Genomic DNA, 25,198 nt, shown 5'->3' on the forward strand with positions numbered 1-25,198 from the left:
TCGACCAAAGCCGATCCGGGACGAGGGGGCGTGCCATAGCCCCTTAACAGCCAAAACACCCTTTTGTTAGGTGCTCTAAGGGACCATTTTATGGTTCCAGTGAGACACTTTATGATTCCAGTTTTTCCATATTTCTCAATAAAATCAATAAGTTCATCGTACAATTTATGGTTCCTTGCAGATCTGGATGCATTCTCCCGGCAGCGCCAACGTCCGCAGCATCCGCGCCAAGCTCGATCTGACCCAAGTCAGATTCGCCGCCCGCTTCGGCTTCGCGATTGCTAACCCTGGGCCCGGCCGGGGGGTGCGGTTATCGACGATGATCTCGGCTGCTCCGATGGATCCATCGCCGGACGACTTGGCTTTCAGCGGCTGATGGCCAAGGTCGGGCTCGGGCATACTGGAACTTCGGCCAATCAATCAGCAGGGCAGAAGTCCGTCCCCAGCCAAGCTGCGCACCGAAGTCGGTCACAGCGTGCTTTTGCCCGGTTTCCGGATCGTCCGGATCGTCGTCATCAAATCCGAAGTAATTTTTGGCCAACGTATGTTGTTGATTCTCCAGCCCAAGGCGGTCTGGATCATGGAAAACTCAATTTTTGATTTTGGTCCGATCAGGTCGTTGATGCCTTCAGCCAGAACGCTGGCTCTTTGAGAGTCCAGCATTTCAATGGAAAAGGTGGGGATTTTCCTCAACTCCCAATCTTGCCCGGCAATGAAAAAATTGAAATCGAAAGTCCCGACATCCCCTTTGTTGTTTTCAGCATCCCATTGAAGCGCCTTGACAATGTCTTCGGAAAAGACCTCGCGCATATCCGAAAGCCGATTGAATTGCGGATATGGCTCCTTGTCGGATGATTCGACGTAGGTGGCGTAGATCTTACGGAAAAGCTGCTCAATGGCGGGATCCGGTGGAATCTGGCAAAAGGATTTGGCGAATTGGGCCAACGTCACCGGCCTCCGGCGGCATTGTGACTCGCACATCTTTTCAAAGATCACTCCACGCGCCGGCCAAGTGTCCTGGATCCACTGGAGATCCCGCGAGCCGGCATTGGACATCGCGCCGGTGGCATCCGCGCAGGCCTTGCTGGGGGCGCACTCCCGTTCAATCAGGCCGTGATAGCTTCTGCAGGTCTCGTCGGACAATTTCGTCATGGGGATTGGCTCCGACGCTTTGCGCAGCACACCGTCCTGGAACATCCACACGGAGGAGCGTCCATTCTCATTGGCGCCGTTGAGATGGATGGCCTGACCGATGGCCTTGGGGACTTGGTTGTCCGGGGCGGAGACGCTTTCCGACCGTTTCGTCTGCCCATCGGGTTGGAACTGGACGAAGGTCCAGCCCTTCGAAACGCAGCCGGAACCGCCGCATTGCCCCCAGTAGGCCGCGATGACGCCGCCCGGCAACGCCCACGGCCCTTCCATCCCGTGGTTCTCCTCGTCCGCCGCCCCGACATCGGCGGCCATCGCTTCGAAATCGGCGCCGCTTGGCAGCCACAGCATCCCGCGCGAAGCGGCGTCGGGCTTGGCAACCGGTTCCGCCGGCGGAGAAGGCTGGACCGGCACGGCTGTCAACTCCGGCTCCATGCGCCCAGGCAGACCGGAATACAGAGCGCCACCACCGACCAGCGCGCCGATGACGGCGGCAACACCCACGGTGGCGAGCCCGCGCAACCGGGACCTCGCGGCTGTCCCGCCGCTCGCGGCCTTCGTGTCGACTCCACGACCGGGTACCTGGATCGTGTCACAGGGATTCCAGGTGAACGCCGAGGGATCCCATGTCTCGACGATCAATGTAAGGTCACCTTCTTGTCGGCTCAAGCGGCGGGCAAGGTCAGCCGCCTCCTCCAGCGCCGAAGCGCGGATGACAAGGTCGATTTTATCTTGCCAAATTCGAAGCTTGTATTTTGATTTTTCATTCACCACGATTTCCACCACTCACCAGGACGGCGACAAGTCGAGCCTATGGCCGGGTCAATGCCGATCAGAACCACCTTGGCAATCACTTTTTCACCCAACGCTGCCCGGCCAAGCACCGCCAAACCTTGCTCCCCTGGTCAGGTTGACGCGGCAGAAGCCGAGCCGGCACCATCGGAGCGACCACAGGGCGACTTGGTGCCTCATTTTCCCGGATGCGACAAGAATGCAAGGGCATCGGCACGCTGGTATTGTGATAATCACGATTGACGACCGCAAGCCGAGTGGCCGGCAGCGGCGCAAACCAGAGACCCAAGCGGACGCCATGCAGAACACGCCAGGGTCCGGTCGCCCCGCGCCGACCGAACTCGATGAGAGCGGATTGGCCGCCATGCTCCCCTGCGGTTTCCATCCGACATGACCCTTTCCGCGTCCCGCCGTTCCGCAAAGCCGTCCGCCGCGAGGCCGCGCAACATTCTCCATGGCCTTCTTCCGGTCATCCTTGCGGGTCTGTCACCGTCAAGCCTGCCGACGCCGGCCTGGGCGTCGCCACCCTTCCTGAAGGTCGCGGAAATAAGCCCCTTCGCTGGCGCCCTGACGGACCGCGAGGTCATCTCCCCCAAATCGGTGCTGTTCCACCCGGTCCTGCCGAAATTCTACATCAACGCCTTGGAGGCCGGGAAAACCCTGGTCTACGACGCCGCGACGCTGACCAAGACCGCCACGATCGCGCACAGCGCCGGCAACGACTTCGGAAAGCCGGTCGAAGGCTGGTTCACCCATGGCGGCAGGTATCTCTGGGTGACGTACTACCGCATGAACCGGGACACCCACGCGACGGGTCCGTCGATGTTCGTGCAGATCGACACGGAAACGGACCGGATCGTTCACAGCTTTCCCACCGGCAACATTCCAAAGGCGATTTCCGCTGATGCCGCGAGCAGCCAGCTTGCCGTGACCCTTTGGGGGGAGAACAAGGTCGAGCTTTACGACATCCGGGATCCTCTGGCCGTCCGCCGCATCGGAACCGTGGAGATCGGGCCGCCGCCAGCCGTCCGGCCGGGGAGCAACCGTGACCGGACCTGCGGCCTGTGCCTGCGCGGCACCGTCTTTCTTCCCGGGACGGATTACCTCGTCGTCGCCCGCATGGGTGGCGGCGGGCTTGCGGTCGTCGACGTGAAGACGCTGCGGCTGGTCAAGGTCATCACGCAGGTGCCGCCGACGCCGCGGCATCTGGTCGTCCACGGCGACTCCCTGTACATCAGCTCGAACGTCTCCGGCACCGTGTCGCGGATCGGGTTGCGGAATCTGGTGGCTCACATCGAGCAGAACAGCCCGCTCACCGTCGCGGCCTCGCATGTCGGCGGGGGCGCCCGCACCATCAAGGTCGCGGACGACAAGATCTATGTGGCTCTGCACGATTCCAAAATGATCGCGCGGATGAACCTCGACCTCACCGGCGTGGAATATGCCGGTGCGGCCCCCTATCCGGTCGGCCTCGACGTGAAGGGAGACCTTCTGCTGGTGTCCAGCCAGGGGATGAACGGTTTGGGCGGACACCGGGTCGGCGTTTACTCGCTGTCCGGCGCTCCCGGCCCATCGCAAAAAGCCTTCGCTCCGCCCGCCGCGCCGCCGGTCCAGCCGCCGGCCGCCCCGCAATGGCCCGAGCCGGCCGCATCGGCCGCGGCCGTGCGGATCGCGCCCGTGCCCGCTCCTGCTCCTGCTCCCGGCCGCGTTCCCGCGCCCGCGTCGGTGACGACCGCCGGCAGCCCCCCGGCGGGCGAGGCCTACTTCATCCACCTCGAATCCTACCGGGATCGGGTGCATGCGGAAACGGCTGTCCGCGCGCTCATGAAAACGCCCTTCGGCGCCAATGTCTTCAGCATCATGGGCGTGACCGACCCGAAGAGCGGGCAGAGCTGGCAGCGCGTGGTCATCCAAGGCTATCCGACCGCCGCCGCCGCCGAAGCGGTGTGCCGGCCGTTCCGCGCCGCCGGGCGCTATTGCCAGCCGATGCGGCGGTGAGCCGGCCCATCACCGTCCGACCGGCTGGCAATACGTCCAGGAACCGCGGATATCACCGCAGAAGCGCCTTGCGTCGTCCAGCGAACCGAAGCCGCCCGCCATCAACCGGACAACGGTCCCCTTCGCGCTGAGCTGGACCCGGCGCGCCGACAGGTCATGCCCGCGCAGCCAGGCCTTGTCGCGATTCTGGGCGATCACGCGATCCACGAAGCCGTCGTCGTTGTAGGAAGCCAGATGCACGAAGACGCCGCCATGGTCCCGGCGTGCCTGCGCCGTTGCGGCGGCGGGACGCTGCCGCCCCTCCTCCGGCCGAAGCCGCAGCGGGTGGCCGGGTTTTGCGGTGGCTGCGATGGGAGCGGCCTCCACGCGATCGGCCATGGGAGTGTGGGAGGCGGGGTCCGCCCCGGTGGCGGCCCCCTGGATCGGAGCCTGGGTGGGGGGCGGTGCCATGGCGATCTGTACGGCTCCGCCATTCCCGGCGATCAGGGTGCGCAAATGCTCGGCACGGGCCTCGGGAGCCGGGTGGCTGGCGAGCAGTTGCCGCATCATGTCCGGCGAACGGCCGTCCCCGAACTTGCGCAGGGCGCTGACCGCCGCTTCGGGCCGTGCCTTGGCCTGCACAGCGACATTGAGGCCGTATTCGTCGGACTCCGTTTCCTCCGCCTGGGAGAACTGGGCTTTGACGACCTCCTCCAGCAGGCCGCCCAACTGGCCGGCGGCGAGATTGCCGGCCTTGCCGCCCTGCGAGGCGACCGCCTGCCGGGCGCCGGATGTGGCGTAGGCGATCTGGAACTTCCGTTTCGCGTGGTTCTGCGCGACGTGCCCGATCTCGTGCCCGATGACGAACTTCAACTCGTCGTCGGTCATCGCGTCCATCAGTCCGGAATTCACGCGGACGCTGCCGTTCGGCATCGCGAAGGCGTTCATTTCCGGCTTCATGTAGACCATGAAGTTCAGCGAACGCCCGTTCACCGTCCGGTAGCTGCGCGTCAGATCCGCAAGACGTCTGGTGTAGGGGCTTTGCGGCGGCGCGATGCGGTTGGTCGCATCCAACTCGACGATGCCTTCCGCCGCCATCTGCGCCATGTCGTCGTCGCTCACCGTCGCGGCCTGCATGAAGGAGCCGGCAGCCGTTGAAAGCCCGTCCGTGAGGCAGCCGGAAAGAAGAAGGGATGAGCCGAGCAGCGCCGCAGCGACGGCAGGAAAGCGCATGGTCGTTCCTCGATTGTACGGGCGCCGTTGCAGGCCGGCCTTGACGCCTGGAGGTTGAATTTTTCTGGAGAAATCAAAAAAATCAATGGCAAAAGGATAATTCACCCTCAAAATGCGACTGTGGAATGCATGATCATTGAGATAAATCAAATTTCGGAGTCGACTCGCCATTTGAGTGGAAATGGCATCGTCTTGTAATAAGATTTTTTACCGGAAGTTGGGTCGAGCCGCTCATCCGGTCCTTGAACGGAGCGTTGGGAAGACGGGATGCAAAGGAATGAACGGGAAAGCGGCCCGCCCCCCACCCCGCGATTCCATCGCCCGCTTTCTTGACACCGGGCGCCGCTCCCTCCCCCGACGTTGGAGAAAAGTCCCTTTGTCGAAATTCGCAGACGCCGAACCGGTGTCGGCCGAGGAGCCGAGTCTGGTCTACGCGATCGAGGGGCTGGACGGCGACACCTGGCAGGAGGTGCTTCGCACCGGCGACACCGAGGTGCTGCGGCGGAATTGGCTGCTTCGGCGTGATCATCACACCGCCTCGGAACTCCGCGTTCTGCTCTACCGCAAGCATGCGGGGGAACGGGAGCATCGCCGTTATCTGGTGGATATGTTCGAAGCCGACGGCCGCACGCCGATCGGCTGGTCCGTGCGGCGTACGGCGGTCACTCTGTTCACCGCCGCGATGATGCTCGCGGCCCTGAACACGCCGGCCCTGACGTCCTGGGCGCTGGGGCTTGAAGACGGACCGGCCGGCGACTCGGCGTTGGCCGCCTCGCAATTCCTGAACGATCAGGCCGAGCGTCTGGGGGTCGGATCCGTGACCCGGCAGGCGCGCGCGACGGCCGATGCCGTCAAGGGCCGACGGTTGCCCGCATCGGGTGTCGGCATGGCGGAAGGCGCCACGCGGTCCGACGGATCCGACCCGGCGCTCCAGCCCGGCGGACCGGCACGTTTACCCGACGGGTCGCTTCCGATCGCCGAAGCCGGAGCCTCCGCCCCGGCGGAGGACGGCGAACCGCTTGCTCCCATCGCCATTCCGACCGCCGGCGCCGTTCCGTCGGACGAGGACGGCAAGCCGGTTCTCGCCATGGCGCCTCCTTCCGCCGCGGCGGCTCCGGCCGCCACCGTTTTTCCCGTGTCCGGAAAACCCGCCGCGCCTCCGCCGCCGAAACCACCCCCTCCGCGGGCACGGGTCGAGGGCGCGAGGGAGGGCGCGAGGGAGGGCGCAAGGACGCCCGCCGTCCAGCCGCAGCCTGCGGTCGGGAGTGCGGCCGCCGGTCAGAGCCGCGGGACGGTTCTGGTGTTCGGCGATTCGCTGGCGCAGGGGCTGGGACCGGGACTGACGCGCCTGCTGCGGGCCGACCATGTCCAGGTGCTGAACCATGGGCGCGTCTCGACGGGCCTCAGCCGGCTCGACTTCTTCGATTGGGGCCAGGAGCTTGAGCGCATTCTCCGCACGGAGCGGGTGGATGCGGCCGTGGTCCTGCTCGGCGCCAACGATCCGCAGGGCTTCGTCCATGAGGACCGGCGCAGGCGCGACGCTTTCCACACCCCGGCCTGGAACGCCGCCTACGCGCGGCGGGTGCGCGAAACGATCGGGCGCTTCCGCAGCCGGGGCATCCCGCTGGTCTGGGTCGGACTGCCTGTCATGCGTGACGAACCCTACGCGCAGAACGTGGTGTTCCTCAACGGCATTTACCGGCAGGCGGCGGTCGAGTCGGGCCTTTCCTTCATCGACCTCGAACGGCTGACCGCCGACCGCAACGGCCGCTATTCCCTCTATTGGGAGGGGGCGGGCGAACGCTCCTGGAAGCTGCGCAGCGGCGACGGCATCCATTTCAGCCCACGCGGCTATGAATGGATCGCGAGTCAGGTCCTTCCGGCGCTGCGGCCGCAGTTGAACCGGCGGTGACGCGCGTTCGTCATCCTCGCGATGGCCGGGGATGCTGGAATCGACCAAGCCGGATGTTCGCCGCTCAGCCATGGATGCCAACCTTGATCAACTTCCTTCACACCGGACGACCCGCCCATGGATCGGCTTCGGCCTGCGCCGCCGGAAAGCTTGCGGGCTTGCCGGCCGGATTGTGGGCGGTTGCGGCCGTGGCGCTGTTCGCGGCGTTGCCGGCCCATGCGGCCGACCGGCCTTCCGGTTCCCGGACGCCCCCCGTGGCCGAGAAGGGCCATGGGCAGGACACCGGGCGCTTGGCCGGCGGCCAGCGTGGCCTGGCCACCTTCATGGCGGCGCTGACGAAGCTGGAGCGCGCTCCGCGCGGCACGGTCCAGATCCTGCAAATCGGCGACAGCCACACGGCGGGCAACCATTTCAGCGGAGCCTTGCGCACCCTGCTGCAGGGGCGTTTCGGCGACGCCGGCCCCGGCGGCTTCCCCCCCGGACCGTCCTACAAGGGACTTTACTCCCCGACCGTCACCTTGGGACCGCAGAGCTGGACGGTGTCCGGCGGGCTGGAGGTGAAGAGCGGCGACATCGTAGGCTTCAGCGGCTTCCAGGCGACGTCGGCGCAGCCGGGGAACGCGTTGTCCTTCGAAAGCAAAGGCGATGCGCCGGTGACGGCGGTTTCCCTCACCTTGGCCGCCGGTCCTGCGGGCGGCACCCTGCTGGTGGAGGCGGACGGCAAGCCGGTCCGCAGCGTGCCGACCAAGGGGCCGCGCGAAACGGGAGTCGTGGTCCCGGTGCCGCTTGCGCAGCCGGCCCGAACCATCACCCTCAGCCCGAAGGGGGATGGCCGCGTCACCCTGCTCCGCGTCTCGCTGAAAGGCGGGAACAAGGGCATTCTGTATGAAAGCCATGGTGTGATCGGCGCGACCGCCACCCTGATGCGGCGCTGGCACGAACCGACCGTCGCCGCCGAGCTTCAGGCGCTGCGGCCGGAGTTGATCATCCTCGCCTTCGGCACCAACGAGGGCTTCAACGCCAGCCTGTCCGCCGATGATTACCGGACCGCCTTCCGCGAGCGTCTGGCCGTTCTGAGGCGCCAAGCACCCTGGGCGTCGATTCTCGTGATCGGACCGCCCGACGCCAACCGCCTCCCCAAGGGCTGTCCGCCCGAGGCCACCGCAAGCTGCGCCTCCGTCCGGCCGCAGAGCGGGAGCTGTGCCTGGTATCCCCCCCCGGAACTCGCGACCGTACGAACCATCCAGCGGAGCGAGGCGCTGTCGGCCGGGGCCGCCTTCTGGGACTGGTCGGCGGTGATGGGAGGAGCGTGCGGCACCCATGACTGGGGCAAGGCGACCCCGGCGCTCGCCGCGCCGGATCATGTTCATTTCCGTGCGGAGGGGTACCGGATGGCGGCCGAGGCGCTGTTCAACGACATCATGGAACTGCACCAGGCGCCTCCTCCGGCCAGGGGGAAGCCGGGGCCGATCCGCCTCCCGGACTGTCGCGGCACGGTGTATCTGAACGGCTCCATCCAATGCCTCCGCTAGCGCGCCGCGCCATCGGACCGGAACCGGTTTCCTCCATCCCGCACGCCCACCGGATCAGAACACCGATTCATGCTTTTCCCCACGGCCGAGTTCGCCATCTTCTTCCTGATCGTCTTCACCGTCGGCTGGCTGCTGCGTGGGCACTGGACAGCGCACAAGCTGTTCCTGGCGGTCGCCAGCGTTTTCTTTTACGGGATCTGGGAGATCCGTTTCGTCCCGCTTCTGGTCGGGATGGCCCTCGTCAACCACGTCATGGGGGCGATGATCGGCCGTGCGGAGGGGCGCCGGAAGGACATCTGGCTGCGTGTGGCGGTCGTCGCCAATCTCGCCGTCCTTTGCCTGTTCAAGTATTACGATTTCTTCGCCGAAAGCGTGGCCGATCTGCTCGCGGCGCTGGGAATTCCAGCCGCCCCGCCGTTGCTGGGCGTCGCGCTTCCGGTCGGGATTTCCTTCTTCACCTTTCATTGCCTGTCCTACGTGATCGACATCCATCGCGGACGGGTGGCTTCGGCCGATTCCTTCATCGACCTGCTGCTCTACATCGCCCTTTTTCCCCATCTGGTCGCCGGCCCGATCATTCGGGCGGCCTATTTCCTGCCGCAGTTGAAAGCGCCGGTTCATAAGGAACGCCTTCGCACCACATGGGCGCTCACGCTCATAGCCATGGGGTTCATCAAGAAGGTCGTCGTGGCGGGTGTGATCGGAACGACGCTGGTCGATCCGGTTTTCGCCGATCCGGCGGCGTTCTCGCGGGGCGACCTGGTGCTGGCCGCCTATGGTTACGCCGTCCAGATCTATGGCGACTTCAGCGGATACACCGACATGGCCATCGGCATCGCGGCGCTTCTCGGATTCCGCTTTCCGAACAACTTCGACAGGCCGTACCGGGCGGCGTCCCTGCGCGAATTCTGGCACCGCTGGCACATTTCATTGTCGCGATGGCTCTGGGACTATCTCTACACGCCGATGGGGGGCAGTCGGAACGGACGCCTCGGCACCCTGCGCAACCTGATGCTGACGATGCTGCTGGGCGGATTGTGGCATGGGGCGAACTGGACCTTCGTGCTGTGGGGCCTGCTGCACGGCGTGGGACTGGCGCTTGAGCGGGTGCTCGATCACCGGCCGGGCTCCACCAGCCTGCCCGGCCTTCTGCTCTCCCGGATTCTCACCTTCCATGTGGTGTGTCTCGGCTGGATCCTGTTCCGCAGCCCGACGCTGGAGGCGGCGGAGAGCTTCATTCTTGCCCTGTGGGATCCGGTGGAAGGGCCGATACGACAGGCGACACCCTATACGCTCGCTCTGATCGCGATGGTCCTTCTGGGGCAGCAGCTTCCTGCCGACGCTTGGTTGCCGCGCTTCGTCCGGCGTCTGGAGCGCTGGCCTGGCGCGGTGGTCGGCGCGATGTTCGCCATAAGCATCTATGTGATCGATCTGCTGGGACCGGAAGGAATGGCGCCCTTCATTTATTTCCAGTTCTGAGCGTTGTTCGGATCCGTTCAAGACACCTATGAAAATGAGGTCGTAAGGGCACTTGGGAGGGATGGGACGTTGGGATTATTGGGCAGCCCCGGTGGATCGTTCATGTCGAGGACGCACTGGCCGAAGCGGCGGGGACTTGGACAGGGGTGCTGGCGCGCCCTTGCCGTCGCGGTCGAAGGGAGCTGCGCCGGCGGCAAGCACGGCGCGTTTTTTCGCCATGCCTCACCCTGGGTGGATGAGGATCCCAGGTTTTTCTTAACGCCCGCTCGTGTATAGTCCTTGCCGTTCGGCCTACCTCTTACAGCCTCCAGCGCCACCCATCCGCCGGGACCCTGAGCGAGTGTCGAGATGAGCAAATCGATCGAGGGCGTTTCCAACTGGATGCACATGTTCCGTTGGATCGTGAAACTCATCCGCGACGAGTACGGCATCGACGAAACGCTGCTGACCCGCAACGCGACCCTGGAAACCGACATCGGCCTGTCCATCGAGCAGGTCGAGCAGGTGCTGGAATACATCGCCGAAAGCTTCGAGGTCAGCTTCCCCGGCGGCACGCTGGACGAGTTGGTCAAGCTGGAGGAGCTGTGCCTGCTGGCGAGTTGGATGAAGGGCTATTACAAGCGGCCCGAATTCATCTCCGATGCCTTCGAGGGCCGCTGCCGGGCGGTCAACGCCATCGCCTGAAGCGGACCCGCCCGCCGGAAGGATGCCCATGACCGCCCCCACCTCCCCCTATCCGCCCGGATTCGTCTGGGGCGTTTCGACCTCCGCCTACCAGATCGAGGGCGCGGCGGCCGAGGACGGGCGCGGCCCCAGCGTCTGGGACACCCGCTGCCGCACGCAAGGGGGCGTGGTGAACGGCGACACCGGCGACGTGGCCTGCGACCATTACCACCGCTGGGAGGAGGATGTCGGGCTGATGGCCGGGCTGGGGGTGGATGCCTACCGCTTCTCGGTCTCCTGGCCGCGCGTGCTGCCGCGCGGGCGGGGGGCGCCGAACGAGGCGGGACTGGACTTCTACGACCGGCTGATCGACCGGCTGCTGGAACGCGGCATCGAGCCGTGGCTCTGCCTCTACCACTGGGACCTGCCGCAGGCGCTGCACGATCTGGGCGGCTGGTCCAGCCGCGACAGCGTCGGCTGGTACGCCGACTACGCCGCGCTCTGCGCCAAGCGCTACGGCGACCGGGTCAAGCGCTGGATCACCTTCAACGAGTTCTCGGTCTTCACCCTGTTCGGCTACGCGATCCCCTGGGCGGCGCCCGGCATCGTCGACCGCACCCAGCACCTGCGCGCCATCCACCACGCCAACCTCGCCCATGGCGCGGGAGTGGAGGTGCTGCGCGATCTGGTGCCCGGCGCCTCCATCGGGGCGATTCACAACCGGCAGGCCGTGATCCCCGAAACCGACACGCCGGAGAACCGCGCGGCGGCGGCCCTGCTGGACGAGCATTGGAACCTCGTCTTCTGCGACCCGCAGATCCTCGGCCACTACCCGCCGCAGACCGCCGCCCTGATCGAGCCGCACGTCCAACCCGGCGACATGGCGCGCATCGCCCGGCCGGTCGACTGGTTCGGGCTGAACCACTACGGGCCGATCTTCGCCAAGGCCGACCCGTCGCGGGTCTGGGGCTACGGCTGGGGCGACGCGCCACCGGATTCCCCGACCCACGGCGTCGGCTGGGCCATCTTCCCCGACGCCTTCCGCGACGAGCTGCTGACCATCCAGACGCGCTACCGCCTGCCCATCGTGGTGACGGAGAACGGCTGCGGCGGCAGCGACGTGGTGGCGTCGGACGGCGCCGTCCACGACCCGCACCGCATCGCCTATCTGACCATCTACAACGCCGCGATGCGCGACGCGATGGCGCGGGGCGCCGACGTGCGCGGCTATTTCGTCTGGTCGCTGCTGGACAATTTCGAATGGGGCAGCGGCTACGGCCAGCGCTTCGGCGTCGTCCACGTCGATTTCCCGACGGGGACGCGCACGCCCAAGGATTCCGCCCGCTGGTACGCCGACCTGATCCGCGCGGCGCGGCAAGGCGGCAGCGCCACGACCGGCGCCGTCACGCCGCCCGCACCCGCGCGATGAAGGCGTCGATCTGCTCCTGAAGGGCGAGGGCCTGCTGCGACAGCTCGCCGGTCGCCGCGTTGATCTCGCCCACCACGCCGTTGGTCCGCTCGGCGGCGCGCTGGACGGTGGAGATGGCGGCGATCACGACCCCGGCCCCGGCGGCGGCGTCCGACACGTTGCCGGCGATGTCGCCGGTCACCGCGTTCTGCTGCTGCACCGCGCCGGCCACGGCGGTGGAGGTCTGCTCGATGCTGGCGATGGTGCTGCCGATGGCGCGGATCGCCTCCCCCGCCCCGTCCGCGACGCGGCGCATGCGGTGGACGTGGGCGGCGATCTCGTCGGTCGCCCGCGCGGTCTGGGCGGCGAGGCCCTTCACCTCGTTGGCGACCACCGCGAAACCTTTGCCCGCCTCGCCCGCGCGGGCCGCCTCGATGGTGGCGTTGAGCGCCAGCATGTTGGTCTTCGCCGCGATCTCGCGGATGAGCGCGACGACCCCGCCGATCCGGTCGGCGGCCTCGGACAGCTCGCCGACGGTGCGGTCGGTGCGCAGGGCCATCGACACCGCGTCGCCCGCCACGCTGGTCGCCGCCGCCGTCTGGTGGTTGATCTCGTCGAAGGAGGCCGCCAGCTGCCCGGTCGCCGCCGCCACCGCCTGGACGTTGACCGAGGCGCGCTCCGCCCCCGCCGCCGCCGCGACGGCGTCGCGCACGGCGGCGTCGGCGTTGCAGGCCAGCTGTTCGGCGTTGGATCGCAGCTGCGTCACCGCCCCCGACACGCCGAGCAGCACGCGGCGGACGTTCTGCTCGGCGAAGCGGAGCGCCTCGGCGTCGCGCTCCTTCATGCGGTCGAGCGACTGGCTGATGGTGGCGGCGTGGCGGGCGAAGTCGCCGCGCAGGCCGGTGGTCAGGATCTTGCGGTAATAGCGCCGCTCGTTGGCGTGCTGCATGGCGGCGTCGGCCTCCTTGCAGAAGGCCTCGGTCAGGTCGAGCAGCCGGTTCACGTTGCGCAGCATCCGCCCGATGTTGCCGTGCCCCCGGATGCCCATCACCCGCACCGACAGGTCGCCCCGCGCCGCCGCCTCGCAGACCGCCATCGCCTTGTCGATGCTGGCGCCCGCCCGTTTCAGGGAATGCAGGCCGGCCAGCGCGGGGAGAAACGCGAGCGCCGCCAGAACCGCCACCGGCCAGTCCTGCCGGAGCGCCGAAACCGCCAACAGGACGGCCAGCACGCCGAGCAGGGCCCAGGCGGCGGCGACGGCCCTAGAGACCGAGGACAAACTCTTCATAGCTCACGCCCTCCCCGGCGAGGATGTCGTCCAACAGGCGCGCGCCGGCGGCCATCCCGGCGGCGCCGTCGCCCGCCTGGAGTTCCGCCGCGCGCAGGCGGTCGTAAAGCGGCCCGACGACGTCGAGCACGGCGCGGCGCGGGGAGCGGCGGCTGGAATGGTAGCCGGCGACGCCGCCGTCCGCCGCGAGGTTGGGCGTGATGTGGGCCAGCACCCAGTAATGGTCGCCGCATTTCGCCCGGTTGTTGACGTAGGCGAAGATCTCGCGGCCACCCCGGATGGTGTCCCACAGCCGGCGGAAGACCGTGCGGGGCATCGCCGGGTGGCGGATGACGCTGTGGGACTTGCCGATCAGCTCGGCCTCGGTGTAGCCGGCGACCTCCAGGAAGACGTCGTTGACGTAGGTCAGGCGGCCTTTGGGGTCGGTCTTGCTGACGATGATCTCGTCCGGCGGGAAGGTTCGTTCCCGGCCGGTCAGGTGGACGCCTGTGTGAAGCATGGGCGTGTCCCCTTCGCTGCCCGCCGATCCTGGTCGATCACGGCGGAAAGCAGCAGGAACCATGCCAGGATCCCGCGGGAACGCCATCCGGCGGGCCGTCACCGGGAACGACCATCGCAACCCGCACCATCCCAAGCAAAATCAGTGCGCTGGACGCGAGACGCACCCGAACGATAGTCCGGGTTGTGGAAGCGTGTACGAACCACAGCCACGCCATGGTGTAAGGCCGCGAACACCCGGCCCGTGACAAGTCGGCTATGCGACAAAACGCGGCCTCGACTCCCGTGTCGGGTTCCGGACCCGGCCGCCCTCAGCCGCGCCGCCACACCTCGGCGCACACGCCCTCGCCGTCCTCCGGGACCGTGACGGTGGCGGCGCCGCCGCGCACGAGAACGCTGTAGCCGGCGGGAACGGCGATGGCCTCCCCGCCCTCCGCCGCCGTCACCGTCAGGGTTCCGGCCAGCGCGTGGACCAGCACCGCGTCGGCTTCGGCGGCATGCGCCAACGGCCCCGCCAGCATCGTCACCGCCCCCTTGGCGGTGGCGCGGTCGAGCATCAGGTTGAAGTCGCGGATCGGCCCGCCGAGCAGCGTGCAGTCCACCGCCGCCTCGCCGGGGAAGGCGAAGGCCGACTCCATCCGGCGGCGCTCCACCGGGGCGGCCCCGTCGACGGTCAGACGCATGCCGGGCCCCTCCACCACGGCGATCAGGCGGTCGTAACCGGGAAAGGCGGAAAACGGGCCGGCCGCCGCCACGTCGGCAACGCTGACGCGCCAGAGGAACCGGCCGCCGTCCACGGCTTCGAGCGCGATTTCCGTCGTCAGGCCGAGGCCGTTGCGCCAAGGAACGCGGCGCCCATCGGCGGGGGTCAGCAAGGTGAGGACAGGCGGCATGACGGCGCGTCTCCGGCGGCGGGCGGACGGCGCGTCATAGCATCCCGACGGGTCAGACGAACAGACTGAAGCTGCCCATCAGCTTCTCGGTGCCGGTCTGGCCATAGGTGATCGAGTTCGCCGAGCTGATCGCCGTGTTCAGCCCGTCCAGCATCGACTGCTGCGCGGTGGACATCTGGAAGGGGCTTTCGCCCTTGGTCGGCTGCTTGGCGACGGTGTCGTAATCCTGGCTGTAGCTGCCCATGACGAGCTGCAGGGCGTAGTTCTTGTCCGTGTTCGCCGACTCGCCCTTGTCGCGGGTGATCCGCAGGGTGTAGTCGCCCTTGTCCAGCGTCAACTCGCCCCGTTGCAGGGATTGGTACTTCTCGTAGTCGCCGCCGGAGTCCTTGTTGCTGTCGGCCAGCACGGTGCCCAGCCGGGACATCAACTGCACCCGCACGCCGTCGTCGCCGACCTGTCCCAGGGTCGCCTCGCCCTTGCTGGTGACCTTGAACTTGTAGAAATCGACGCTGTCGTTGGCGGCCAGCGTGCTGGCGACGTTCAGGCGGGTGGTGTTCTTGGCGAGGATGCCGATGTCGGTCGCGGCGCCGGAGTTGGTCAGCGAGGATTTCTTGACCGACTTCTCGTAGGTCTTGATCTCGTCGGTCGATGCGGCGGCCTGCTGGGCCTGGAGGGCCGACACCGCGTTGGTGATCGAGGCGTTGAGACTCGAAACCATCGAGCTGACGCTGGAGATCGCATCGTCGGCCATGGCCCGTCATCCCTTCCGTTCCGACAGAAGGCCCGCCGCCCCCGTCCCGCAGGGCATCCCTGCACAACGGTATACGAACGACGCTGGGGCCTCCTGCGCGGAAAACGGAAAAATTTTACGGATCGCGGCGTGGGTCGCCACGCAGGCTCACGACGGCTGCGTGGACTCCTTCGTCTGGGGCTCGGCGGCCGGCGGCGCTGAGGGGGCCGGTTCGCTGGCCTGGGACTGGGGCGGCTGGGTGGGACCGGTCACGACGTCGAAATCGAACATGGGGAAAACCTCGTCTGGCTGATGAGGCCACCCGGAGATCCCTTGATCGCTTTGGTCGATGCACCGCTGTAAAGGGGTCACACAACACGAAAGCCGCCTCGGGGTCCGGGCGGCTTCGGGATGGAGCAACAAGCGTGCGCGATCCTAGGCCGCCGGCGGAAACCAGCGGCCAAAATATCGGGACGAACCCGACGGAGCGGTGAGAAGCGCGTGTCGCATGACCGGAACCATAGCGCGGCCCCGGCGGGTTGCCAAGGGCTTTGCGGCGGGTCCGCCGAACCTTGCATAGCCACGCCACCGGCCTCATGTGCAACGAACTCCAAAGGTGGCGCCGACGCCGGCTTGCACGGGCAAACCATGCGGCGGATGACCACGCGCCGCTTCGATAAGGATTGTCCCATGCCGCAAGACGACATCGCGCCCGCCTCAAGCGCCAACGCATTCGGCATCCCCTCGGCCGCCGACATCCGCAGCCTCACCGAGGAGCGGAAACGGCTGAAGGCGGCCGAGGAAGCCAGGGAGCGGGCGCTTCTGGACGAGGAGGAAAAGCACCGCAAGGACCTGTTCTTCTCGCGGAAGCTGACGCCCGAGGTCGTCGACCGCATCATGCGGCGGGTCCGCACCGCCGCCGAGAACGGCCAGTCCGAGCTGCTTCTCGGCCATTTCCCGAGCGCTTGGTGCACCGATCACGGGCGGAAGATCAACGTGCGGGAAGACGGCTGGCCCGACACACTGCAAGGCATGGCGCGGGAGTTCTACGAGTTCTGGGACGCGAACCTGAAAGCGTCCGGCTTTCACATCGCCGTCGAGATCATCAGCTTTCCCGACGGCATGCCGGGCGAGGTCGGCGTCACGCTGTCGTGGAGCGCATAGGCCCCGGTCACGGTCGCTTGAGCCGCTGTAAGGGTATCCACGGATGGAAGGACGACACCATCCGCGGCTATCCTTGCTCATCCGTGTCCTGTGGCGTTTCCCTCTTCAGCTTTTTCTATCAGGAGGCCAGCGTGTTTTCTTGAAGGCAGGGGGGTGGAGCGCCGCCGCCGGAAACCGAACCTCCCATAAAGCCATCGTCGTTTTCCACGTTTCCGTGTGCGGCATCGTTCAACCGGCATCGCAGTGCGGGCTTGCGCACGAGACCACACCAGCGTCGCGCCTCCGGTGCGGCTCAGTAACGCCAAGACTTTGCATGGATTTGCGTTGCATCGGCGCACCGCAAGACAAACGGCGCGTCTCCGATACAAATTGCCGAAATATTACACTTTTTTCGCTGCAAAATGCATGCTTCAATAGTTGAGCATCATACTCCGTTATGACCGGGCCGCCAAACGGCCCGGCCGTCGCGGAAATGGTGCCGGGTTCTCCAACATCGTTGCGTCAAGACTTCGCGAAGAGGTGGTCAAGAGATGAGTGTCGTGTCGACCAACGGGCAGGCCAGACGCCTCGCCACCTTCAACATCACCGCCGACGACCTCTCCCTGCTGCGCGGCAACCGCGACTTCGCGGAGCGGCGCCTTCCCACCCTGCTGGCGGACTGGCACCGGCTGTTCGCCAGCTGGCCGGAAATCCAGGCGGCGCTGATGCTGCCGGAGGTCCACGCCGCCCGCGTCGACCATTGGACCCGCGCGGCGTCCGGCCGCATCGACGATGGCTTCGAGGAGTCGGCCAAGCGTCTGGCGACCGCCTTCTACAAGAACGGCGTCCCCGCCTACGCCGTGGCGCTGTGCCACGCCACGGTCAGCACCGGCATCGTGCGTGAGCTGGGGCTGACCGAGGACGGGAGCGGCGGGATGATCGGCGGGCTGCTGGGCAGCGGCGCGCGGCGGACCCGTGCGGCGATGCTGGGCGCGCTGACCCGCGTGACGTGGCTCGACCTGGAGTTGCTGCTGGAGACCTACCAGACGGCCGAGGAGGACAGCAAACGGGCCGCCATGGAACGGCTCGCCGGCAATTTCGAGAGCAGCGTCAAGGCCATCGTGGAGAGCACGGTCGCCGCCTCCAACCAGATGCAGACGCACGCCCAGCGCATGACGGACATCGCCTCGGCCACCAGCCGGCAGTCCACCCAGGTCGCGTCGGAGACGGAGGAGGCCTCCTCCAGCATGCAGACCGTGGCGAGCGCGTCGGAGGAGCTGTCGGCCTCCATCGGCGAGATCAGCCGCAACATGAACGAATCCTCGCGCATCTCCAGCGCGGCGGTGGCCGAGGCGGAGCGGACCAAGGGCACGGTCAGCGGGCTGGTCGACGCCGCGCAGCGGATCGGCGAGGTGGTGAGCCTCATCAACAACATCGCCAGCCAGACCAACCTGCTGGCGCTGAACGCCACCATCGAGGCGGCGCGCGCCGGCGAGGCGGGCAAGGGCTTCGCCGTCGTCGCCACCGAGGTGAAGAGCCTCGCCAACCAGACCGCCAAGGCGACGGAGGACATCGGCGCCCAGATCGCCGGCATGCAGAACGCCGCCGCCAGCGCCGCCGAGGCGATCCAGGGGGTCGGCAAGACCATCACCCACATCAACGAGATCGTCACCAGCGTCGCCGCCACGGTGGAGGAGCAGACCGCCGCCACCCAGGAGATCACCCGCAACGTGCAGGAGGTCGCCGTCGGCGCACGCCGGGTCACCACCTCCATCGGCGCCGTCACCCGCTCCTCGACCGAGACCGGCGGGATCGCGCAGGAGGTTCTCCAGTCCGCCGGGCTGCTGCACGGGCAGGCCGACACGCTGAGCCGGAGCGTCGGCGACTTCCTGACCCGCATCCGCGCCGCCCGCTAGCCGTCTCCGCTTTCCCGCCCGCCCAGCGCATGGCAGCCGCCACGCGCCGGACCGGCCGAACGGCTGGACGCGGGCGGGAGCGGACGGGCACCATGCGGCCCTCGATGATCCGCAGGGCGAACAAGGTGTCGGAATGGGGTGGATGAAGGCCGCCGGGCAATGGGCGGGGCTGCTCGCGCTGTCGGCCGGTTTGACGCTGGGGTTGGACGCCGTCGCCCTGCCCGCCGCTTGGCTGATCGGCCCGATGGTCGCGGCCATCGCGCTGGGGGTGGGCGGCGCCACGGTGCGGGTGCCCAACAGCGGTTTCCTGGGCGCGCAGGCCATCATCGGCTGTCTGGTCGCCCACGCCGTCACCCCCGCGATCCTGGTCACCATCCTGCAGAACTGGCCGCTGATGCTGGGGACGGTCGGCGTCACCGTGCTGGTCAGCGCCGTCGTCGGCTTCGTCTTCGTGCGCTACGGCAGCCTGCCCGGCACCACCGCCGCCTGGGGCGTGTCGCCCGGCGCCGCCGCCGCCATGGTCGCCATGGCCGGGCAGTACGGCGCCGACGCGCGGCTGGTCGCGGTGATGCAGTATCTGCGCGTCGTGCTGGTGGTGCTGAGCGCGTCGATCGTCACCCACATCCTGATGGACGGCCGCGCCCCGCTGCCGGTGACGGCGGAATCGGTGGCCTCGCTCGATCTGACAGGCTTCGCCGCGACGCTGGCGGTGGCCGGGATCGCCGGCTGGGCCGGCCACCGCTTCCGCGTGCCGTCCGGCGCCCTGCTGGCGCCGATGGTGGCGGGGGCGCTGGTGCAGGCGGTGGGCGGGGTGACCCTGCAACTGCCGCACGCCCTGCTGACCGTCACCTACGCGGTGCTGGGCTGGAGCATCGGCCTGCGCTTCACCCGCGAGGTTCTGGGCCACGCCTTCCGCGCGCTGCCGCAGATGCTGCTGTCCACCGGGCTGATGATCGCGCTCTGCGCGGTGTCGGCCTGGATGCTGGTGACGCTGCTGCCGACCGACCCGCTGACCGCCTATCTGGCGACCAGCCCCGGCGGGTTGGATTCGGTGGTGGTGATCGCGCTGGGCGGCGGCGTCAACCTGCCGCTGGTGCTGGCGCTCCAGACCCTGCGGCTGTTCGTCGTCGTCCTGACCGGCCCGCCCATCGCCCGCCTGATCGCGCGCTATGCGGTGCGCCCGGCGGACCGCCGCACCGCCTGACCGCCCGCAGGGAGGCCGCTCACGGCGCCGTTGGGTGCGCGGCCAACTCCGCCTCGATGGCGGCGGCCAGCTCCTCGATGCGGTAGGGCTTGGCCAGGACGCGGAAGCCCTCCATCCCGGCGACGTTCTCGTTGTAGCCGGTGGTCAGCAGGACCGGCAGGCCGGGGCGCAGGCTGCGCATCTCCTGCGCCAGCTCGACGCCGCTGACCGTCCCCGGCATCACCACGTCGCTGAACAGCAGGTCCGCCGGCTCGCCACCGCGCAGCCGGGTCAGGGCCTCGTAGCCGCTCACCGCGTGGGCGACGGCGTAGCCCATGTCCTCCAGCGCCGCCGTCACCACCGGGGCCACGACGGGGTCGTCCTCCACCAGCAGGATGCGGACGCCGCGCCCCTCCGGCGCGGCCTTCTCCACCACCGCCTCGCACAGGGCGGCGCAGGCCGCCCGCGGCAGCAGCAGGGTCACGGCGGTGCCGCGTCCGGGCGTGCTTTCCACCATTGCCGCGCCGCCGGACTGGTGGGCGAAGCCGTAGACCTGCGACAGCCCCAGCCCGGTGCCCTTTCCGACCTCCTTGGTGGTGAAGAAGGGCTCGAAGGCGCGGGCCACCACCTCCGGCGGCATGCCGGTGCCGGTGTCGGCGATGCGCACCCGCAGGAAATCGCCGGACAGCCCGTCCGGCCGCTCCCCCGACAGGGTGACGTTGTCGGCGGCGACGCTCAGCCGGCCGCCGGTCGGCATGGCGTCGCGCGCGTTGACGGCGAGGTTCAGCACCGCCAGTTCGAACTGCGTCGGATCGGCCACCGCCGGCCACAACCCGCCGCCGATCTCCATCGTCAGATGGATGTCGGCGCGCAACGCCCGCTCCAGCAGCCCGTTCATGCCGAGCAGCCGGTCGCGCAGGTCGAAGGGCTCGGGGTGCAGGCTCTGCTTGCGGGCGAAGGCCATCAACTGCTGGACCAGCCGCGCCCCCCGGTCCACCGCCTGCCGCCCGGCGTCGAGCAGCGGGGCGACGCCGGGCTGCTGCCCCGCCCGCTTCCCGATCAGTTGGAGGCAGCCCGACATGGCCTGGAGCAGGTTGTTGAAGTCGTGGGCGATGCCGCCGGTCAACTGCCCGACCGCCTCCATCTTCTGGCTCTGGCGCAGCTGCTCGTGGGCGCGCTCCAGGGCGGCGGCGTGCTCCTTCTCGGCGGTGATGTCGCGGGCGACGCAGTAGAAGAGGCCGTCTTCCGGCACCGCCGTCCAGGAGAACCAGCGGTAGGAGCCGTCGCTGCACAGGAAGCGGTTCTCGAAATTCAGCGTGCGGGCGCCGGCCGCCAGCTTGCCCAGCTCCGCGTGGGTCTTGTCCCGGTCGTCGGGGTGTTCCATCCAGGTCGACCGCCGGCCGACGATCTCCGACTCCGGCCAGCCCAGCGTCCGGCTCCAGGCCGGGTTGACGCTCAGCAGGACGCCCTGGTCGTCGGCGACGCCCAGCAGGTCCTGCGACACCGCCCAGATCCGGTCGCGCTCGCGCGTGCGTTCGGCGACGCGGTCCTCCAGCTCGGCGTTCAGGGCGCGCAGCGCGAGTTCGGCCCGCTTGCGCTCGGTGATGTCGTGCAGCGTGCCGACCAGCCGCACCGGGTGGCCGGAAGCGTCGCGCACGAAATCGGCCCAGCGCGCCAGCCAGCGCTCCTCGCCGGTGTCGGCGCGGCGGATGCGGTATTCCGTGACCGGCGCGGCGCTGCCCTGGGCGCGGCTGGTCTGGCTGGAGGCGCGGTCGCGGTCCTCGGGGATCAGCATCCCCTCGAACCGGCTAATCGGCATGCTGGCGGCCGGCTCCAGCCCCCACAGGCGGAAGAACATGTCCGACCCGTGCACGACGTTCCCGGCGATGTCCGCCTCGAAGGTGCCGATCTGCCCGGCCTCCTGCGCCCGGCGCAGGCGGCGCTCGCTGTCGCGCAGGGCCTGCTCGGTCGTCTTGCGCTCGGTGATGTCCATCGTCATGCCGGACACGTGCGACGGCTTGCCGTCGGCGCCGATGGCGCAGCGCCCGTGGCTGGACAGCCAGCGCAGCGTGCCGTCGGCCACCAGACGGTATTCGGCGCTGAACGGCGCGCCGGTCCGCAGCGTGGCGGCCAGCCCTTCCCGGACCCGCTCGCGGTCCTCCGGCAGGATCGCGCCGATGAAGGCGGCCACCGGCGCCCCGGCCTCCGCCAGGGCCGGATCGACCGAGAACAGCCGGGCGCAGGCGGCGCTGGTGCGGAAGCGGTCGTTGGGGATGTCCCAGTCCCACACCCCCAGCGCCACCCCGATGTCGAGCGCGTGGCGCAGCCGTTCCTCGCTGCGCTCGTTGGCGCGCAGCGCCTGGACGCGGCCGGTGGTCTCGATGACGGTGCAGAGCACCCCGGCGACCGCGCCCGCCTCGTCGCGCACGGGGGCGTAGAACAGGTCGCACCAGACCTCCTCCGGCGTCCCGTTGCGTTCCAGAAGAAAGAAATGGTCGGTGTAGCTCTGGCTCTCGCCCCGGAAGCCCTTGTCCAGGACCCGGCGGTTCCAGTCCCGGATCTCCGGCCAGACTTCGGGGGCGGTGCCGCCCAGAGCCCGGGGATGCTTGCCCCCGGCGATCCGCGCGTAGCCGTCGTTGTAGACCATGTGGTGGTCCGGTCCCCACACCAGCACCATGGGGATGGGGGAGGCCAGCACCAGATCGACGGCCGTGCGCAAGCTCTGCGGCCAGCCCGCGATGGGGCCGAGGCTGGTCGCCGTCCAGTCGAACTCCACGACCAGCGCGCCGGCCGGGCTGTCGCGCCAGGACCGGGCGAAGGGCAAGGCCCGCCGGTCCGCGGCGTCACTCTGGTCCAGGGAAACTCTCCTCGTCGACGGATGCCCCGTCATAGCGAAACCGCGCCGCGCCTGACAATGCCGTAGGATAAGCGCGGCGCGGTAAGAAGGATAGACCGTCCGCAAGGCCGGACAAGCGTTGCGCCCCCGACACGGCCCCCGCTATCCTCGCCCGACCCCTTTCCCACTCTCTCCTGGAGTCCCGCCGGCGATGACCGACCATCCACACCGTCCGGAAACCGTCGCCGCCGGCGCGCTTGGCTACGAGGACGCGGACAGCGGCGCGATCATCCCGCCGATCCACCCCTCGACCACCTACGTCCGCGACCCCGACAACGCCTACAGCCGGGGCCGGGTCTACGCCCGCGCCGACAACCCGACCTTCGACACCGCCGCCCGCACCCTGAGCGCGCTGGAGAACGGGGCCGACACCCTGCTGTTCGCGTCGGGCATGGCGGCGGCGACGGCGGTGTTCATGGCGCTGGAGCCGGGCGACCACGTGGTGGTCCCGGACGTGATGTACTGGGCGCTGCGCAACTGGCTGCACGGCGCCGCGACCCGCTGGGGCCTGCGGGTGGAGGGGGTCGACACCGCCGACAGCGACGCGGTGCGCGCGGCGCTCCGGCCCGGCGAGACCAAGCTGGTCTGGGTCGAGACGCCGGCCAACCCGCTGTGGACGGTCACCGACATCGCCGCCGTCGCCGGGCTGGCGCACGAGGCCGGCGCCCGGCTGGCGGTGGACAGCACAGTGGCGACGCCGGTCCACACCCGCCCGCTGGATCTGGGCGCCGACATCGTCATGCATTCGGCGACGAAATACCTGAACGGCCATTCCGACGTGATCGCCGGCACGCTGACCACCGCCCGCAAGGACGAGGCCTGGGCGCGGATCAAGGCGGTGCAGACCCAGCAGGGCGGCATCCTCGGCAGCTTCGAGGCGTGGCTGCTCCAGCGCGGCTTGCGCACCCTGTTCGCCCGCGTCCGCTGGCAGAGCGCCGCCGCGCAGGGCTTGGCGGAGCGGCTGTCGGCCCACCCGGCGGTGTCCGACGTGCTCTACCCCGGCCTGCCCGGCTTCCCCGGCCACGGCATCGCCGCGCGCCAGATGACCGGCGGCTACGGCGGCATGCTGTCGATCCGCGTCAAGGCCGGCGCGCCGGCCGCGATCGCCACCGCCGCCGGGGTGACGGTCTGGCGCCGCGCCACCTCGCTGGGCGGGGTGGAGAGCCTGATCGAGCATCGGGCGAGCATCGAGGGGCCGACCTCCCCGGTGCCGGGCAACCTGCTGCGCCTGTCGGTCGGGCTGGAAGCGCCCGACGACCTGTTCGAGGATCTGGACCGGGCGCTGAACCGCGCGGCGGGCTGAGGACAGGGAAAACCACCCCGCACCAACCGGGCCGCCACGGTCTTTTGGCGGTCCAGCCGTGCGGCGGGCGCGGCGGCGGATGGCTGGCCTTGACGACGGGGCTTTGGGATAAGCCTGTGTCTTCAACCACTTGTCCTCCGCCCCCCGTATGATCACCCACCCTCAAAATCCGTCCATCGGCGTTCTTCTGTTCTCCTTGAAGGGAGCGGTCCTCCAGGTCATCTGGAAGAAGGTGCTGTTCACCATCCTCATCAGCTCGGTCGTCATGGCGACCCATGGGACGGTCTACAATTACAAGGTCCTGCTGACCGCCACCCCCTTCACCATGTGGGGCCTGACGCTGGCGATCTTCCTCGGCTTCCGAAACACGGTGGCCTACCAGCGCTTCTGGGAGGCGCGAACCCTGTGGGGGGAGCTGCTGATCGCCACCCGCAACCTGACCCGCCAAGCGTCCAGCCTGCTGCCGGAGCTGAACCGGGCGGAGCGCTTGGAGCTGGTGAACCCGTTGGTCGGTTTCGCCTACACGATGCGCGACCATCTGCGCGGCGACCCGCCGGGGGCCGACGCGCGGCGCCTGCTCGACCCGGCGGCGCTTGAGGCGCTGGACGGCGTCGGCAACCGCCCCAACCGGCTGCTCGGCCTGCTCGGCCGGCGCTTCATGGACGCGGCGCGGAACGCCGGGGCCGGCGAGGTCATCCAGACCGGCTTCGACGCGCAGTTGACCCGGATGTCCATCGCCTTCGGCGGCTGCGAACGCATCAAGAGCACGCCAATCCCCTACCCCTACATTCTCATGCTGCACCGGGTGGTGCACATCTACTGTTTCCTGCTGCCCTTCTGCTTGGTGGACAGCATCGGCTGGTTCACGCCCGTCGCGGTCGGCGTGCTGGCTTACACCTTCTTCGGGCTGGACGCGCTGGGCGACCAGATCGCCGATCCCTTCGACACCCACCCCAACGACCTGCCGCTGAACGCCCTCTGCCGGGGCATCGAGATTTCCGCCATGGAACTGCTGGGCGAGCCGGCCCCCGCCCCCGAACTCCCCGTCGACGGGGTGCTTCTCTGACGCGGAAGCCCCCCTTTTCCCGAGGGCGCTCGCGCGATTGTGAGTACCCCCAATAAGGATAGGGCTTGACACTGAGAATGATTCGCGACGTTATTCCCTCAAAACAGCACGCACTCGCCTCAGCCCATCCTTAAGCC

The 25,198-nt window shown here is 68.3% G+C and carries 18 protein-coding genes; 11 read left to right on the top strand and 7 right to left on the bottom strand.

Annotation, left to right across the window (positions count from 1 at the left end; all coding sequences use genetic code 11):
• Window positions 1-468: 468 nt before the first annotated feature.
• On the bottom strand, window positions 469-1,932 hold the full coding sequence (locus EJ913_RS18995) for a DUF3828 domain-containing protein (protein ID WP_185909845.1): 1,464 nt from the start codon (window positions 1,930-1,932) through the stop codon (window positions 469-471).
• Between the two features lie 399 nt (window positions 1,933-2,331).
• Here EJ913_RS18995 and EJ913_RS19000 point away from each other — a divergent pair, with 399 nt between their 5' ends.
• Window positions 2,332-3,939, top strand: coding sequence for a YncE family protein (locus tag EJ913_RS19000; RefSeq protein ID WP_127000755.1), 1,608 nt, complete (start codon window positions 2,332-2,334; stop codon window positions 3,937-3,939).
• Window positions 3,940-3,948: 9 nt separating this feature from the next.
• Here EJ913_RS19000 and EJ913_RS19005 read toward each other — a convergent pair whose 3' ends face one another.
• Window positions 3,949-5,301: a M48 family metalloprotease gene (locus EJ913_RS19005; RefSeq protein WP_185909846.1), complete on the bottom strand. Its 1,353-nt coding sequence runs from the start codon at window positions 5,299-5,301 to the stop codon at window positions 3,949-3,951.
• A 226-nt stretch (window positions 5,302-5,527) separates the two neighbouring features.
• On the opposite strand from EJ913_RS19005, the gene EJ913_RS19010 reads away from it, so the two are divergent.
• The 5 genes from EJ913_RS19010 (at window position 5,528) to EJ913_RS19030 (ending at window position 12,166) form a co-directional block, all read left to right on the top strand.
• Window positions 5,528-7,063, top strand: coding sequence for an SGNH/GDSL hydrolase family protein (locus EJ913_RS19010; protein ID WP_185909847.1), 1,536 nt, complete (start codon window positions 5,528-5,530; stop codon window positions 7,061-7,063).
• Window positions 7,064-7,146: 83 nt separating this feature from the next.
• Complete coding sequence (locus EJ913_RS19015) at window positions 7,147-8,595, top strand: GDSL-type esterase/lipase family protein (protein WP_185909848.1); 1,449 nt, start codon at window positions 7,147-7,149, stop codon at window positions 8,593-8,595.
• A gap of 69 nt (window positions 8,596-8,664) precedes the next feature.
• Window positions 8,665-10,074 carry an MBOAT family O-acyltransferase gene (locus EJ913_RS19020; RefSeq protein ID WP_127000763.1) on the top strand — a complete coding sequence of 470 codons (1,410 nt, stop codon included), beginning with the start codon at window positions 8,665-8,667 and terminating at the stop codon, window positions 10,072-10,074.
• Window positions 10,075-10,422: 348 nt separating this feature from the next.
• Window positions 10,423-10,758 (top strand): acyl carrier protein, encoded by a 336-nt coding sequence (locus EJ913_RS19025; RefSeq protein ID WP_127000765.1) that lies wholly within the window; start codon window positions 10,423-10,425, stop codon window positions 10,756-10,758.
• A 28-nt stretch (window positions 10,759-10,786) separates the two neighbouring features.
• Window positions 10,787-12,166, top strand: a complete 1,380-nt coding sequence (locus tag EJ913_RS19030) for a GH1 family beta-glucosidase (protein ID WP_127000767.1) — start codon at window positions 10,787-10,789, stop codon at window positions 12,164-12,166.
• Here EJ913_RS19030 and EJ913_RS19035 read toward each other — a convergent pair.
• From EJ913_RS19035 to EJ913_RS19050, 4 genes are all read right to left on the bottom strand, one after another.
• On the bottom strand, window positions 12,141-13,433 hold the full coding sequence (locus tag EJ913_RS19035; RefSeq protein ID WP_127000769.1) for a methyl-accepting chemotaxis protein: 1,293 nt from the start codon (window positions 13,431-13,433) through the stop codon (window positions 12,141-12,143). The two genes, EJ913_RS19030 and EJ913_RS19035, sit on opposite strands and share 26 nt — an antisense overlap.
• Window positions 13,408-13,932 (bottom strand): PAS domain-containing protein, encoded by a 525-nt coding sequence (locus EJ913_RS19040; protein ID WP_127000771.1) that lies wholly within the window; start codon window positions 13,930-13,932, stop codon window positions 13,408-13,410. Before EJ913_RS19040 ends, EJ913_RS19035 begins: the two co-directional genes overlap by 26 nt.
• Window positions 13,933-14,242: 310 nt before the next feature.
• Window positions 14,243-14,824, bottom strand: a complete 582-nt coding sequence (locus tag EJ913_RS19045) for a HutD/Ves family protein (protein ID WP_127000773.1) — start codon at window positions 14,822-14,824, stop codon at window positions 14,243-14,245.
• Between the two features lie 52 nt (window positions 14,825-14,876).
• Entirely contained in the window at window positions 14,877-15,575 is a 699-nt protein-coding gene (locus EJ913_RS19050) for a hypothetical protein (protein WP_127000775.1), read from the bottom strand.
• 669 nt (window positions 15,576-16,244) lie between these two features.
• Between EJ913_RS19050 and EJ913_RS19055 the strand changes: the two genes are divergently transcribed.
• From EJ913_RS19055 to EJ913_RS19065, 3 genes are all read left to right on the top strand, one after another.
• On the top strand, window positions 16,245-16,718 hold the full coding sequence (locus EJ913_RS19055) for a hypothetical protein (protein WP_127000777.1): 474 nt from the start codon (window positions 16,245-16,247) through the stop codon (window positions 16,716-16,718).
• Between the two features lie 530 nt (window positions 16,719-17,248).
• On the top strand, window positions 17,249-18,613 hold the full coding sequence (locus tag EJ913_RS19060; RefSeq protein WP_127000779.1) for a globin-coupled sensor protein: 1,365 nt from the start codon (window positions 17,249-17,251) through the stop codon (window positions 18,611-18,613).
• Window positions 18,614-18,746: 133 nt separating this feature from the next.
• Window positions 18,747-19,817: an AbrB family transcriptional regulator gene (locus EJ913_RS19065; RefSeq protein WP_127000781.1), complete on the top strand. Its 1,071-nt coding sequence runs from the start codon at window positions 18,747-18,749 to the stop codon at window positions 19,815-19,817.
• Between the two features lie 19 nt (window positions 19,818-19,836).
• Here the strand turns inward: EJ913_RS19065 and EJ913_RS19070 are convergent, their stop codons facing one another.
• Window positions 19,837-22,620: a hybrid sensor histidine kinase/response regulator gene (locus tag EJ913_RS19070; RefSeq protein WP_185909849.1), complete on the bottom strand. Its 2,784-nt coding sequence runs from the start codon at window positions 22,618-22,620 to the stop codon at window positions 19,837-19,839.
• A 223-nt stretch (window positions 22,621-22,843) separates the two neighbouring features.
• Between EJ913_RS19070 and EJ913_RS19075 the strand changes: the two genes are divergently transcribed.
• Together EJ913_RS19075 and EJ913_RS19080 are read left to right on the top strand one after the other, a co-directional pair.
• On the top strand, window positions 22,844-23,995 hold the full coding sequence (locus tag EJ913_RS19075) for a trans-sulfuration enzyme family protein (protein ID WP_127000785.1): 1,152 nt from the start codon (window positions 22,844-22,846) through the stop codon (window positions 23,993-23,995).
• A gap of 148 nt (window positions 23,996-24,143) precedes the next feature.
• On the top strand, window positions 24,144-25,061 hold the full coding sequence (locus EJ913_RS19080) for a bestrophin family protein (protein ID WP_127000787.1): 918 nt from the start codon (window positions 24,144-24,146) through the stop codon (window positions 25,059-25,061).
• The last annotated feature ends 137 nt before the right edge of the window (window positions 25,062-25,198 follow it).

This window comes from Azospirillum doebereinerae, from assembly GCF_003989665.1.
Classification (GTDB): Bacteria; Pseudomonadota; Alphaproteobacteria; order Azospirillales; family Azospirillaceae; genus Azospirillum; species Azospirillum doebereinerae.